Source organism: Candidatus Hydrogenedentota bacterium (genome assembly GCA_035450225.1).
In the GTDB taxonomy this organism is placed as follows: Bacteria; Hydrogenedentota; Hydrogenedentia; order Hydrogenedentales; family SLHB01; genus DSVR01.
This window is the reverse complement of the sequence record DAOTMJ010000013.1, coordinates 70,789-84,591: the sequence shown is the minus strand read 5'-3', so window position 1 is coordinate 84,591 and position 13,803 is coordinate 70,789. Positions and strand designations below refer to the sequence as shown.

The window sequence follows — 13,803 nt, the reverse complement described above, 5'->3', positions numbered from 1 at the left end:
CCGTTTCTTGGTCCGCTACTTCCGTGCATGGCGCGCAGACATTGCGTACCCTGAAATCATACCCTTGAGAGGCATTGCGGCTGAACCGCTTTGGGATGGCACATGCCCGTGCAGGGCGTCCGGCCTGTCCAAACGCGATGAAAACGGTTCTTTTCCGTGAAGGAGGCGGCAACCATGCGGCGGCGGTCATTTCTGATGGGTGCGGGAACGGCGGCAGGAAGCGCATGGGCCGGAATCGGCGATCCGCGGCCGGAACCGCGATCCGCGCGGGCGCGCCGGGGAGGAAATACCGAAATGCGGGAGGACGCGCTGGCCGAACTGCCCAGTTTTTGCTCGCATGAACATTGGGGCAGCGTGGACGCCATTGGAATGTTGCCGGAAGGATTCCGGGCGGATGTGGAATGCGGCGCTTTGCCGAAACGTCCGGCGGATCTTTTCGACATCCTGCTCGATCCGTATTTTCGGGGCCAGTTGGCCGCGTCGGGCGGCGAAGTGGACCATCTGCCGCGTCCGGCCGGTCTGGCGGATTTTCGCGCATGGGCTGCGGAATCGCCCGAAGACGCCTTTGCCGCACTGGATCCCCTGATCGAACGGCATAGGGCGACGGGCGCCTTCCAGTGCATCCGGCACGGCCTGCGTCTCTTGTACGGCCAGGACATCGCCGACAGGAAGCGCGTGGATTTACATGGCCTGAACCGAGCGATTGCGGAACGGTACGGGCGCTTGTTCGACTGGTACGACGAGGCGCGCACACGCCTCGGTTTCAGCGGCCTGATCCGGCCCGTGCATCCCGAATATTATTGGCGCATGAAATCGCCGGCATCGGCGCACGAACTGAAACGATGCCGGTCGGTTGTGCGGATCGATCCGTTTTTGCATATGTGGCCCGCGGAATGTCCGCGTCGCGATGCGCTTGCGGAATTGACCGGCATCGATCCCGTGGATGCGGCGTCATGGCGCGCCTTTCTCGAAAAAATCATGAACAGGGCGGCGGAACACGGCGCGGTGGGCATCAAACAACTTCAGGCCTACGGCCGTTCGCTCGATTACCCGCCGCGGGACGACGCCCGAATTCGATGGCGCGGCGATCTCGCGCCGGACGAGGCACACGCCTTCAAGGACTGGATGGTCCATGCGTGCTGCGAACAGGCCGAAGTGCGCGGATGGCCGCATCAGATTCATGTCGGCACCCATAACCTGCCGCAGTCTTCGCCGTTGCCGCTGGCGGATATGGCGAAACGATATCCCAAGATGAAACTGGTCCTGCTGCACAACTGGCCGTTCATCAGGGAAAGCGGCTGGCTGGCGCGACACCATGCCAACGTGTATCTCGACACTTGTTGGCTGCCGGTGCTCAATCCGGCCTTCTATCGCGGGGCCTTGACGGAGTGGATGGGTTATGTGCCCGCCCACAAAATTCTTTGCGGCCATGACGCCACTTCGATTGAAATGGCCGCAGGATCGGCCCTGTTCGTGCGAAACCTTTTGACCGAAGTATTGCGGCTTCATGCAAACGAGAATCATCTTTCCGCGAAACAAGCCAAACGGATCGCCGCGGGCTTCATGCACGAAAACGCCGTCCGGTTGTATGGGTTATCGTCGCCCGATATTTCAACACCGGCGTCATAACGGGCCGATGCCCGTTTCCGCGCCTTTTGACCACAACATATTGCGCATCCGCACAACCTGTGCTACAATCCACAGCCGGAGATGATGCGCGGGCGCGTGATTAGAGATCATGCGCGGGCGTGCGATTGGTGGTCGCGTGCAAGCACGCGATTGGAGGTGGTCATGATGCGCTTCGGCAGACGGAACAAGAGCAGGCTCATTCCCATGCGTACCGACGTAAGCGAGCCGCTTCCCGACAGTTTGGGGCCGGTCGCTTCGGAAGAACGCAGCGCGTTGCTGTCCGGCAATGCCGCCCACGGCCCCATGGATGTTCCAGACGATCCGCCGCTGCCGCCATCCATGGGTGATCCGACCCAACGGTTGGTCACGGCCTTGGGACGATTTCACCGCTATGTGGCGAAGGGACAGTCCGGCGCCTCGCAGGAATACTGGTCGGACGATTGCATGGATCAATTGGGCGTGGCCATCGAGATCGCGCTTTCACAAAACTGGATGAACATTGTGGAGGCGTTGACGGATGTGGCGCGCATACTCCATTCCTATGAAAATGTTGGAATGGCCCGATCGTGCGTGCCGTTCCTAAATGAAAGTTACGAGATCCTTTCCCTCATGGCCGGCGATCTGATCGTGAACAATGTCCGTTCGGGCGTCATGGACAAATGGCGGGAACGTTACCGGCGCGCGGTGGCGGATTTGTCCGCGGCCGGCCTGACGCTGGTTCAAGATGAAGAGGACGAATCCGAATCTTCCCCGCAGGGCCGGGTCATTCCGTTTGAAACCGCGGCGCCGGCGTCCGCGGCGTCCCAAACGCCGCCTGTAACGGATTCGTTTCTTCCCTTCATGGACTTTTCACAGGATGAGGCGGCGGAAGAACCGGCCGACCAGTCTCCGTTGCCCAGTTTTCCGTCCGACGAAATGCCTACCCTCGAACCGGCGGCCCAAGATCGGACGCCGGAAGCGACAACGCCCGTCGAGGAAGGGGCGCCTGAATCCGAAATCCCCGGAGGCGAGAGGCCGGGTCGGGAATCTGCCCAGAAAGAACCACCGCCGCGTAAAAAATCGCTCAAGGATGATCCGGATACGGCCTCGTTGCTGGACGCGCTGTCGAATGAATTGGCCCGTTTGGACAAGGCGCTGGCGGGCGGTTTGGCGCTTCGACTCGATGTCGTTTGCCGTCAGGTGGCCGCGCTTGAGCAACGCGCCGGCGCGCTGGGATTCGAAGTGTCCCAATCGTTGTGTGCCCTGATGACGTCGCTTTGCGCGCAAACCCAGGAGCGTCCCGAAGCGGGTTATGAACATTTTCTGGACATGGCCTACGCGTTCTGCGAGGCCTATGTCGAGGCCAGCCTGAATTCCGAGAGTGTTGCCGTTACCACATGGCGGGCGGATGTCGAAGACATGCTAAAACCGTCTTCCTTGAAAGTGACTGCATCTCCGGGCGTTGCCGGGCCTTCCGAAGGCGCGCCCGAATCGCTGCTCGAAACGGCGCAACAGGCGGTGGCGCGCGGAGACATGTCGGGCGCGAAGGCACTGGCGCTTCAGGCCGTGGCGCAACTGGCTCGGACCGAGGCCGCCAAGGCGGAAGCGCGCGTGCAGGACGCGGAGCAGAAACTGCGGCAGGCCAGCGAGGCGATCGATCGCGCCCGAGCCCTGGTGAAAAAAGCCGAACAGGATGTGACCGTGGCGGAGAATCGTGTGTCAGGCGGTGAGGCCGAGCTGGCCGATCTGCGCAACCATGCCATTCAATGCGCCGAACAGGTCAACGGGATTGAGCGCCGCATCGCCGAAATTGATGAACAGATTCGGGCCCTTCAGGCCGCGCGCACGCTTGAGGAAAGCCGCTTTGCAGAGGCGGGCGCGGCGCTCGAGGCCGCGCGCGACGCCGAAAGCCGCGGCAATGCCGAGCTCCGGGCCCTGCAGGAAGCCGAAGACGCCGCGCGCGAGCGCCTCGAAGACGCACGACAGCAGGTGAAAGATCAACAGCGTAAACGACAGGAATGCGAGGCGGCGTTGATGCGTAGCCGCGAAACGCTGACGAAACACCGTGCGTCCCTCGCCGATATCGAACGAACGGTTGCGCAACTGGGCGAGGATGAAACACGCGGCGGCGCGGAATCGGACGGCATGTTGTTCTAGCGCCTTGAATCGCGAAACCCGATGGCCGTTTTATGGCATGTTGAACCGCAAGCATGGCGGCGCATGGTTTCGACCGGGTGGAGAGGTAAAAAAACGCCGGACGCGCAGGGCGCCCGGATGCAATCAAGAGCCTTGGACGGAATGGCCCGCCTGAAAAAAAGCGACGTTTGTCGAGGACGGGACTCGGGGAGGAAACGGTGCGTAGAAAAGGCGAAGTGATCGGCGCGGTGGATTTCGGTTCGCGCGAGGTTCGCGTGTTGATTGCGCGCCGCGACCGCGACGGATCCATCCGAATCGTGGGACACGGCGTGGAGCCGTCGCGCGGCTGCATCTCGCAAGGCGTGATCCAGGATCTTGCCGCCGCGCGGGCGGCGCTCAAGCGGGCGCTGGCCGCCGCCGAAAAAGAGGCGCAAGTAACCCTCCATTCGCTGTTCAGCGCGATCAACGGGCGCAACGTCGAAACATTCATCTGCGAGGGAAACGTCAAACTTGAACGCGGGGTTGTCGAGAGCGCCCATCTCGGCGAGGCGATCGATATCGCGTCGCGCGATATCCTTGCGCCCGGCAAACATGTCACCTCTTCGATTACCGCCCAGGAATGGTATGTGGACGAACTGCCCGTGGCCGATCCCATCGGCATCCACGGGCAGGTCCTCAAGACACGCGTCCATTTCGCGCGCATCCCGTCCGTCATCACGGACAATCTGATCCATTGCATCGAATCGCTGGGCCGGCGTCTCGAAGACCTCGTTTTTACCCCGCTGGCCAGCGCGCAGGGCTGCCTCACGCGCGAGGAAATGGAAGTCGGCGTGGGGGTTCTCGACATGGGCCGCTCGACCACGGGCCTTGCGTTGTACCGGAACCACCGTATTCTCGCGACGCAGTGTTTCGAGTGGGGCGGTTACCACATCACGCGCGATTTGGCCGCGCGCCTCCACATCTCGTTCGAGGAGGCGGACGATCTCGTGATGTCCTACGGCATTTCACCCGATCGCATCCGCGCCGGCATCCAGGGCGAAGAGGAAGACGATTTCACCGCCGGCAAGGACAATCCCCAGCACCCCGTCAAATTACGATCCGTCGTGCAGGGCATGCCGTCCATCGTGGATCGCCAGGAACTCGAATACGTGGTCCACGAGCGGGCGCGCGAACTCTACACGAAAGTCCGCCAATACCTGAAGGCGCGCGGCCTTGCCGTAAACCTTGTCAGCGGCATGGTGCTGACCGGCGGCGCCATCGGGATCAAAAACGCGATCGATCTGGCGCAGGCCGTCTTCCAGGTGCCGTGCCGCGTCGGAACGCCCGAAGGCATCGAGGGGCTTCCCCAGGCCGTGTGTGCGCCGTCGTTCAGCGCCGTTTCCGGCGTCATCCGGCACGGTTTCGTTTACCGCAGCGCCGCGGAAAGCGGCCGCCTCGAAGCCGCCAACACCAATCCTTCCGCCGCGCGCCGGATGATCGCATGGTTTCTCAAAACGTTCTTTTGAACATAAGAGTGCCGAATTCCCGGGCCTGTTTCAGTCTGAAATCTCCCATGGCATGGCTTTTTTACCGATAGAACGGGTTATGATGTTGCATTGAAGCGCCGCTCATGGGGCGCCCGCATGGCAGATACAAAGGCGAATGTGTGGGACAGGCTGTCCAGCCTGTCCACGCACGGACAGGGCCCGGCTTCGAAAAAGACAGACGGGACAGTCTGCCCTTGGAGTTTTTTCCGTTTCAGATCGGACGAATGAGACGGCGTTCGACACCAAGTTCCGGAGGGATGTAAGGCTCTGATCATTCGACGACAAAGTAACGCCTGGCCGTATAGGTTTGGCCGAACATGTCGCGAGTGCGGACTTCCAGCGTGTGCGGGCCGGGCGCGAGAGGGTCCGGCAGGTTCGCGCGCCACAAATGGGGTGTGTCGGCGGGTTTGGGGAAGCGGCGGAAAACGTCCTCGAACTCGTTCAGCGTTTTGCGGATGAATGCGTCGTCAATTTCCTTCGCTCCCCTGGCTTCGGCCCATTTGCGGACAATGAACTCCTGCCGGCCGTACAACGAGCAATAATAGGGGTCTTTGCCCGTGAAGGATTGCATCGGCGTCCATGCGCCCGCACCGTCCACGCGCATCTCGACGGTCGAGCGCGACGAACCGGCGAAAACATTGACAACGGGCTGTGTCGCGCGAAGGTTTGCAGCCGCGATTCGGCCGGGAAGCGAAATGCTCATCTGATAATCCGGCGGGCGCTGGGCCGCGCGGAATTCGACGGCATATTTCGTCCCGTCGAACGAGACGATCGAATAGCCGTTCGGGGCGCCGTCGGACATGGTGGTTTCCGGAATGCCGGTCTCGCCGAAGAATCCGCCCCACCAGCTTCCGCAGGCGGTGGCGTTGATCAAATGGTGATGCGGCGTGGATTGCGGCCAGCCGTGTGCGTGTCCGAGGAATACATGCTCCTGCCGGTGTGTGTGCGCGGAGATCGAGAAGGTATGCGGAAAATCCTTGAGCAGTTCGTACAGGGCTGTGCGGTCGTCGAGATAATGGATGGGAATGTGCATGAGGAGAACGATTAGGCGATCCGGCGACACGTGGGCGAGATCGTTCTTGACGAAGGCCCGTTGCCGTTCGCCGAGACCGCCGCGATACTCCTCCCGGCCGGCCTCGTGGCGGATGTCGTTGAGCACGATGAAATGGACCTTGCCGTAATTGAATGCGTAGTACGGCGGGCCAAAGACCCGCTCGAAGGCGTCGTCCGCGTTTTCCGGCGTGGGCGCGTCGTGATGGTGGTCGTGGTTGCCGGGCACGTAGCGCCACGGGATGCCCGTGCGGCTCATCATGGCCACGAGCGGCTCGAACACCGACAGATCGTTGAACACAATGTCGCCCAGCGTAACGCCGAAGGCCGCGTCCGTGCCCGCAAGGTCTTCAAGCAAATCGTGCGCGACGAATTCGACCTCCTCGATGTCGCGGGTTTGTGTGTCGCCGAAACAGATCATGCGGAATCGCGCGCTTTCCTTCTGACGCCGCAATGGAAAATCGATCGAGGCGGGCAACGGGCCGGTCGGCGCGACACCGGCGTATTTCATGGCCGGCGAACCCTTCGGCTTGTGGATGTAATAGAACCGCGGGATGTTGTTGCCGGGTCCGGTGGGAGTGGTCCAGCCGGCGGGCTTGATGACAAAGAAGGTCGTGTCGTCGGTTGCGGATAGGCGGTACTGTCCGCCCGCGCCGGTCTTGACAATGTCCACGCCGTTCGAGACAAGCACATTTGGAAGGCCCTTCTCGCCGGGATCGCGCATCCCGTTTCCATTTCGATCGTTGTAGACAACCCCAACCGCCTCGATTCCGTGGGCGCCGGCACAGGCCAGCGCCGCGCAAGCGATCGCGATTGAACACGTAAACATTCGTCGTTTCATGATTCCGGTTCCTTTTTCATTTTCCCATGGTGCGATCGTCATGGACGAAATGGCAAACAAGACAAAACCTTGCTGCTGAACGGCGAGGCTGATTCCTTCTTGCCACTTGTCTATGAATCAGCACGGCCCCGAGGATTTGTGCCGATGTACACAACCCTACCTCCGGGCCGTTGTCGTTCATGGATGTTATTGCATTTCGCGCAGGGCAAGCGGCGGGGCCAGGATCTCCGACAGGACAATGGCGCGGCGCAAATCCGCCTTGTCCTTGAAAAGCCAGGGATTGGCGATGGGCCTGACGCTTGCATCCGCCGCGCGGGCTGCCTTGATAAGTTGACCGGCCTCCAGCGGTTTGACCACGGTGGGCGTCGCCGGTTTTGGCGGCGGCGGCACGGCGACCTTAGGAGGCACGGGGGGGGTTGGTTTTTGAATGAGCGGCTGCATGCGCGGCCGGGTTTCATCGTCATCCGGGATTCGCGGCGCGGCGGGACGCGGTGTTTGGGGGGTTGCGGTCTGTTGCGCCACCGGGAATTGCATTTGCCGGGGTTTGGCCGGCGGCGGCGCGACGGTCACGGGCCGTGGTGTTGGCCGGCGCACCGGCGCTGGTGTTGGCGCGGGAACGGATTCCGCCTTCGCCCGTTTGGATTCGGTGGATTGGGCGGGCTTGGCGGTGGGCACGGGACGGTCCCTGTCGCCATAGAGCATGCGCCGAATCGGTTCCGGCAAATCCTCGGGTTCGATGGACGGCGAATCCGGCCATTCTTCTTCGCCATTTTTCTTCTTGCTTTCTTGGAGTTTTCCGAGAATGCTGACGATGGCGATCGCAAGAAAAATGACGATGCCCAGCCAGTCCCCGGCCGCGGGCGCGGGAATCGCGCCCGGGGACCGGAGACGTGACGTGCTTGTCGTATGCTTTTTAGGCACTGGGCGTTCCTTCGCCCGGCTTGGCGTCGGGTTTCGCGATGGCTTGGCGCATATCGGTGTCGGACATCAGATTTTTGAGCCGGTAATAATCCATGACGCCCAGGTTACCGCTGCGGAACGCCTCGGCGATCGCGCGGGGAACCTGTGCTTCGGCTTCGACCACGCGGGCCCGCATTTCGACAACCTGTGCCTGCATTTCCTGTTCGCGGGCGCGGGCCATGGCGCGGCGTTCCTCCGCGCGGGCCTGGGCAATTTGCTTGTCGGCCTCGGCCTGCATGATTTGGAGTTGCGCACCGATGTTCTCGCCGACATCCACATCCGCGATGTCAATCGAAAGAATCTCGAACGCGGTGCCGGCGTCGAGTCCGCGCGCCAACACGGTTTTGGAAATGGTGTCGGGATTTTCGAGCACGCGCTTGTGCGATTCGGACGAGCCGATGGTCGTCACGATGCCTTCGCCGACGCGCGCGATGATGGTTTCCTCGGTGGCGCCGCCGACCAGCGTGTTGATGTTTGTGCGAACCGTCACACGGGCCTTGGCCTTCAACTGGATGCCGTCCATGGCGACCGCCGCGACCACGGGCGCGCCCTTGGAGGGATCGGGACAGTCAATGACCTTGGGGCGCACGGAGGTCTGCACCGCGTCGAGGACGTCGCGCCCCGCGAGATCGATCGCCGTCGCCCGCTGGAAAGTCAGGGGAATGTTGGCCTTGTTGGCCGCGATCAGCGCCTGGACGACGCGGACCACGTTGCCGCCGGCGAGATAGTGTGTTTCAAGTTCGTTGGTTGAAATATTGAGGCCCGCCTTGACGGCCATGATGCGGCTGTCCACTATTACCGACGGGTTGACCTTTCGCAGGCTCATTCCAACCAGGCTCGCGAGGCCCACGCTCGCGCCGGACAAGAGCGCGCGCAGCCAAAGGCGGAAGAAGGTGATGATGACCACCGCCAGCACGAGGATGACGACGACAACCCCCAATCCGAGTATGCCCACTATCAGGTTCATGTTCATCGGTGTCTCCTTTTCGGTTCGGAGGAAGCCCATGCCGTCCACACGGACGGTCAGGCATCCACCCGTTCGACCACCACGCGGCTACCGCTGGTTTCAATTACACGGATCCGGGCGCCCTTGTCAATAAACGCGCCGTCGGATACGGCGTCAATGCGTTTTCCGTTGAGCAGAATGGTTCCCGCGGGCCGCAGCGCCGTGCAGACCTCGCCTGTGGCCCCCACCAGGGAACGGTCGGTTTCGCTGGCCACCCATCCGGCTTCCGCCTGCTGGCTGCTTTCAAGAATGAATCGCTTTCCAGCCCGCGTGCGCGCGAGGATATACATACCAATCATGATGGCGACGAATACGCCGGCCGCCTCGCCCAGGATGAAGAAGAGCGTATAGTCCGGATGATGGTAACAGGCCATCACGCAGCTGGCCGTCACGAGTGTGCCGCCCAGAATACCGCAGATCATGCCGGGCACGATGAATTCCGCCAGAATAAGAATCAAGCCGGCGCCGTACAATACGAGTACCCATGCTGTCATCGGGCCGAATCCTCGCTGGTGCTTTCGAGCAACGCTATCAACTGTCCGCATTCGATGCGAATGCTTTGCAAAACCTTCATTTTGTCCGCGGGATCCTTCGGATCGGCATCGGGTATTTCCTCGAAGGTGTCCAACAGGGCGTGGCCGTCCGGATAGAGTTTCCGGGCCTGTTCGAGCATCTTGTTGTAACGCCGTGCAAATGGCGTGCAGGTATAGTATCCCGAACCCTGGTGCTGGATGATCTGCATGTCCTGCAGCATCTGGTTGATCATCCGAACGAGCGACTGCCGCAAATCCATCAGGCTGCCTCCTCCGATTTTTCGACCACGTAACGGTTGCCATCCACCTGCACAATCACAATGGGCGTGCCGGGGGGAATGTATTCGCCTCGCGCCACCACTTGGAACGAAGTCTCGCCGAAACGTCCGCGTCCAGACGGGCGCAGCATTGTGACGGCGATGCCCCGCAGGCCGACTGCGGCTTGGCTGTCCGCCGTTTGCACGACATATCCCGCCGCCGGCTCTTGGACGTGTTGCTGTACGAAGCGCCCGTACAAGGGGGTATGCGGAAACAGTTTCCACATTACGTATACCAGCAACGCGAAGGTCGTTCCCGCCACCGTCAAGGAAATGGCCGCGCCGCGCAGGCGATCGTATTCCCAACTATACGTGGGAATCGTCACGCCGGTCAGCGACATGTAAATGCCCGCCAAGACGCAAATGATGCCGACCCCGCCGAAAACCGTCGTGCCGGGTATCAGGAACACTTCAGCCAAAATCAACGCGATGCCCGCCGCGACCAGCAGCACGTCCAGCCATTCGGCGATGCCGATAATCACATGGGCGCCGAAAAACAGCGCCAAGCAGGACAGCCCAATGAGACCGGCCCAGCCCAGTCCGGGCGTCTTGAGTTCGACATACAACCCGCCCACGCCGAACATGAGCAGCAACCCCGCCACCACCGGATTCGTCAGCCAGCGAAAGATGCGTTCCGCCCATGTCGGCGTGATCCGAAGGATTTCCGCCTCCTCCTTGCCGATATGGCGCAACACGTCGTCCAGCGAGTTCGCCACAAGCGGAATGAGCCCGTTGTCGAGCGCCTCGTTCGGCGTGAGCGTCAACAACTTGCCTGCCGGCAGGAGGATGGTTTCCCCGGGTTCCAGATCGGGGGCCTTGCCGCCTTCCTCGGTGTAGACGGCGGTGATTTCCTTCCGTCCGTCCTCGCCGGCCTTCATGCGCAGTTCGATGTCTTTGTCCACCATCGCCTCGCCGAGCGCGGGATTGCGCCGGGTGCTTTCGGCGAGGGCGCGCATCTTGGCGCGCATGTAGGAGACTTCCTTTTCGCCCAACGGCGTCATCCCTTCCGGTGTGACGGTGACGGGCGTGGCCGCGCCGATGTTCGATCCCGGGGCCATGACGATCGTCGTGCAGGCGAAACTGATGAGCGCCCCCGCGGAGATCGCGCCCATTCCCTGGATGTAGGCGACGGTTGGGCAGGATGCCTTCGCGATGCTTTGGGTCACGCGGACCGCCGCATCCACCAGCCCTCCCGGCGTGTCGATCTCAAATACCAGCGCATCGGCCTCCGCGGCTTCGCGGACGGCACGATCGACCACTGCCGCCACGCCGTCGTCAATCATGCCCGTAATCGGGCACACCACCACCCGGGCGGCTTGCGCGGCCGACGACACCAACAGCCCAAGAAGGAGAAGCGCCCGCATCGTATGCCTTTCCTGTTGCCGTTTGCCGATTATAACCTGCCTCCGGGCAATCCGCAATCGTGATTCGTTACGGTTTGACCGGCAATCCCGACACAATGGATTCGTTTGCGGCGATGGTCACGTTGAAGGTCTTCAACGCGTCCGCGTAGGTGGATTTGATGCGCGTGCGCTTGCCCGTGCGCACGGCCTCGATGAACACCTTGTCTTCCTCCTCGTACATGTTGACCCGCGCCTGATACTCGGTCGTCTTGCCGGCCTCGTGCACGGTGACCGTTCCCCCGGCAATTTTGAACGTCGCCTCCGGCGTAACGATGGTCAGCGTCACACCCCCGCCGTAATTGCACACGCACGAGGAGGTCACCGTCGCCGATCCGCCGTTTTTCAGGCGCATCGTCACCGCGCTGCTGTCGTGGACGTTGTAATTCTCGACCTTCGTCATGCAGCCCGTCGAGGCGACCGCGTAGACCTCGGATACCTCCCCGCACAGATAACGCATCAGGTCGAACATGTGCGTCGTTTGTTCCACCGCCTGCCCGCCGCTTTTGTCCATACGCCGCCACCACCACACGCCGGGCATGCCGCCGTTCCATGTGCCGATGACCAGCGACACCGGCTTGCCGTTCAGCAACTGCCGGGCGGTCTGGATGGTGTCGTAATAACGGAAACAGTAGCCCACGCTCGAAATGATCTTGGCCTTGCGAATTGCCGCGTCCACGCGTTTCGCCGTCTCGCGATCCGTCGCAATCGGCTTCTCGATGAAAAGGTGGATGCCCCGTTCGGCGGCGGCTTCTTCCATGCCGCAATGCGCATAGGGCGGCACCGCCACATACACCGCGTTCGGCTTTACCTTGTCGTACATGGCCTCGTATTCGGTGAACGCCTCGCCGCCGAAACGCGACGCCGCCGATTCGGCGCGATCCTTGATGATGTCGCAATGCCCCACCATCTTGACTCCGCTCATCGCGCTCAAATGCCGGTAATGTTCCTGCATGATGCCGCCGCAACCCACGAACGCCAGCTTGACCATGGTCCCCGCTCCTCTCCGTGTTGGCCGTACGCCGGACGCCAAGTCTTCCGCAACCCAGGACCGCCCGGACCAAACGACAATTCGTATATTCTAGCAAACGCGGGCCGTTTTGCAAACAAACGAATCGCCGCGATCAGCGCAGCAGGCGGAGGATGGCGCGCGCCTCGGTTTCAATCTTGTCCACCAGCGCCTGCGCGCGCCGGGGGGAACGAAGGTCGCCGCCCGTGCGCTTCTTGCGGCTGAGAAAACGATCGGCTCCTTCCCCCGTCATGCCTTCCTGCCAGCGCAAATGCTTGAGCATCCGGACCGTTTCGATGTCGGCGGGCATGTAATACCGGCGGTTGTTTCGGTCGCGTTTCGGGCGCAGGTGCTGCGATTGTTTTTCCCATTGCCGGAGCACATGAACGGCGACCCCGGTCAGTTCGCTGACCTCCGAAATCGAATAACGGCGATCGGCAATATCGTTCATCGCCACGTTCTCCTTTTCTGGACAATGCCCTGCGCTGTTTTGAGCGCCTCGGGATCCCTTTACGCCTTCCCGCATTCACACGGCTTCATGGCCGCATGTCCTGTTTCCATCAGCCCATGATGGGCTTCTCGAATTCAAGCCCACAATAAAGGCATTTCCAATGTTTTGAATTGGAAATGCGCCCACACCGCGGACACTTCAGCGGCCCGTTGGTCATCGCGCCGTCTTCGACGCCGTCGCGCAGGTCCACTTCGACAATCTTCTTTTCGAGATCCGCGTCGGTCAGGTTCATGCGCTCGCGGGCGAGTTCCCAAAGCGCCTGATTCAAGAGCGACAGCCGCGCGATGCGGAATTCGAGTTCGCGAACCGTCCGCGCCAATTCCGGATCCCGTGCGGCAGCCTGCGTTTTCATGACGGGTTCGCCGCCCATTGTTCCGCCTTTCCACAATATGCCCATGAGTCACGTCCTTTGTGGCCGCTATGTCCGCCAACCGCGCGGACGAAATAACGCCTTATTTCGAAAAATGAGTCCGGTCGTCGAGTCCTTCACCGAGCCAGGCGCGGGTGGGGAAAAGAAGTATGCCGACGCCAATTGAAGCGCCCCACAGAATGAACGAGGCGCCCAGATTCCCGGCAAGAATCGCATGGACAAGTCCAAGAACGCCGGACGAATCGGCCACGGCCATGCATACAATCGTGATGCGCAATTTGTCCGCAAGCGTCCTTCCGGATCGCGCCGTCATCATGCCGCGCAGCGGCAGCGCCGACAAGGCCGACAAAACTCCCATTGCGCCCAACAGTATGCCCAATTTCATGGCAAGGTCCGGTTCGACAATCGGCTTGAGAATGCCCAGATGCACCAGCGCGATCCCCATGACGGCGTACACGCCGACGGATCCCAGCATCGCGGCGGCAATCATCTGAACAACCTGGGGGCTGGGCGCTTTCACCGCATTCGGTTCCATG

General features: G+C 61.5%; 13 protein-coding genes. 3 read left to right on the top strand and 10 right to left on the bottom strand.

Going from position 1 to position 13,803, the window contains the following annotated elements; all coding sequences use genetic code 11:
* Nucleotides 1-174 precede the first annotated feature (174 nt).
* The 3 genes from P5540_09615 to ftsA all read left to right on the top strand — a co-directional run bounded on the left by P5540_09615 (nucleotide 175) and on the right by ftsA (nucleotide 5,249).
* Entirely contained in the window at nucleotides 175-1,629 is a 1,455-nt protein-coding gene (locus P5540_09615) for an amidohydrolase family protein (GenBank protein HRT65075.1), read from the top strand.
* A gap of 204 nt (nucleotides 1,630-1,833) precedes the next feature.
* Nucleotides 1,834-3,765, top strand: coding sequence for a hypothetical protein (locus P5540_09610; protein HRT65074.1), 1,932 nt, complete (start codon nucleotides 1,834-1,836; stop codon nucleotides 3,763-3,765).
* 197 nt (nucleotides 3,766-3,962) lie between these two features.
* Entirely contained in the window at nucleotides 3,963-5,249 is a 1,287-nt protein-coding gene (gene ftsA / locus P5540_09605; GenBank protein ID HRT65073.1) for a cell division protein FtsA, read from the top strand.
* Between the two features lie 292 nt (nucleotides 5,250-5,541).
* Here the strand turns inward: ftsA and P5540_09600 are convergent, their stop codons facing one another.
* The 10 genes from P5540_09600 to P5540_09555 form a co-directional block, all read right to left on the bottom strand.
* On the bottom strand, nucleotides 5,542-7,161 hold the full coding sequence (locus P5540_09600; protein HRT65072.1) for a calcineurin-like phosphoesterase family protein: 1,620 nt from the start codon (nucleotides 7,159-7,161) through the stop codon (nucleotides 5,542-5,544).
* Nucleotides 7,162-7,347: 186 nt separating this feature from the next.
* A complete protein-coding gene (locus tag P5540_09595; protein HRT65071.1) occupies nucleotides 7,348-8,082 on the bottom strand; it encodes a hypothetical protein in 735 nt (244 codons plus the stop codon).
* On the bottom strand, nucleotides 8,075-9,094 hold the full coding sequence (gene floA / locus P5540_09590) for a flotillin-like protein FloA (protein HRT65070.1): 1,020 nt from the start codon (nucleotides 9,092-9,094) through the stop codon (nucleotides 8,075-8,077). Before floA ends, P5540_09595 begins: the two co-directional genes overlap by 8 nt.
* A 50-nt stretch (nucleotides 9,095-9,144) precedes the next feature.
* A complete protein-coding gene (locus P5540_09585) occupies nucleotides 9,145-9,621 on the bottom strand; it encodes an NfeD family protein (protein HRT65069.1) in 477 nt (158 codons plus the stop codon).
* Nucleotides 9,618-9,920 (bottom strand): hypothetical protein, encoded by a 303-nt coding sequence (locus P5540_09580; protein ID HRT65068.1) that lies wholly within the window; start codon nucleotides 9,918-9,920, stop codon nucleotides 9,618-9,620. The genes P5540_09585 and P5540_09580 overlap by 4 nt, the downstream gene beginning before the upstream one ends.
* Complete coding sequence (locus P5540_09575) at nucleotides 9,920-11,341, bottom strand: NfeD family protein (GenBank protein HRT65067.1); 1,422 nt, start codon at nucleotides 11,339-11,341, stop codon at nucleotides 9,920-9,922. Before P5540_09575 ends, P5540_09580 begins: the two co-directional genes overlap by 1 nt.
* 67 nt (nucleotides 11,342-11,408) lie before the next feature.
* Entirely contained in the window at nucleotides 11,409-12,368 is a 960-nt protein-coding gene (locus tag P5540_09570; protein HRT65066.1) for a Gfo/Idh/MocA family oxidoreductase, read from the bottom strand.
* Between the two features lie 133 nt (nucleotides 12,369-12,501).
* Complete coding sequence (locus tag P5540_09565; GenBank protein HRT65065.1) at nucleotides 12,502-12,837, bottom strand: MerR family transcriptional regulator; 336 nt, start codon at nucleotides 12,835-12,837, stop codon at nucleotides 12,502-12,504.
* Nucleotides 12,838-12,946: 109 nt separating this feature from the next.
* A complete protein-coding gene (locus P5540_09560; GenBank protein HRT65064.1) occupies nucleotides 12,947-13,294 on the bottom strand; it encodes a hypothetical protein in 348 nt (115 codons plus the stop codon).
* Between the two features lie 55 nt (nucleotides 13,295-13,349).
* Nucleotides 13,350-13,802, bottom strand: coding sequence for a hypothetical protein (locus P5540_09555; protein ID HRT65063.1), 453 nt, complete (start codon nucleotides 13,800-13,802; stop codon nucleotides 13,350-13,352).
* Nucleotide 13,803: the final 1 nt, after the last annotated feature.

Coding starts and splice junctions, on each gene's coding strand:
- P5540_09600 (HRT65072.1), bottom strand. CDS start 7,161: ATGAAACGACGAATGTTTACGTGTTCAATCGCGATCGCTTGCGCGGCG.
- P5540_09560 (HRT65064.1), bottom strand. CDS start 13,294: ATGGGCATATTGTGGAAAGGCGGAACAATGGGCGGCGAACCCGTCATG.
- P5540_09570 (HRT65066.1), bottom strand. CDS start 12,368: ATGGTCAAGCTGGCGTTCGTGGGTTGCGGCGGCATCATGCAGGAACAT.
- P5540_09615 (HRT65075.1), top strand. CDS start 175: ATGCGGCGGCGGTCATTTCTGATGGGTGCGGGAACGGCGGCAGGAAGC.
- floA (HRT65070.1), bottom strand. CDS start 9,094: ATGAACATGAACCTGATAGTGGGCATACTCGGATTGGGGGTTGTCGTC.
- P5540_09585 (HRT65069.1), bottom strand. CDS start 9,621: ATGACAGCATGGGTACTCGTATTGTACGGCGCCGGCTTGATTCTTATT.
- P5540_09610 (HRT65074.1), top strand. CDS start 1,834: ATGCGTACCGACGTAAGCGAGCCGCTTCCCGACAGTTTGGGGCCGGTC.
- P5540_09565 (HRT65065.1), bottom strand. CDS start 12,837: ATGAACGATATTGCCGATCGCCGTTATTCGATTTCGGAGGTCAGCGAA.
- P5540_09555 (HRT65063.1), bottom strand. CDS start 13,802: ATGGAACCGAATGCGGTGAAAGCGCCCAGCCCCCAGGTTGTTCAGATG.
- P5540_09575 (HRT65067.1), bottom strand. CDS start 11,341: ATGCGGGCGCTTCTCCTTCTTGGGCTGTTGGTGTCGTCGGCCGCGCAA.
- P5540_09580 (HRT65068.1), bottom strand. CDS start 9,920: ATGGATTTGCGGCAGTCGCTCGTTCGGATGATCAACCAGATGCTGCAG.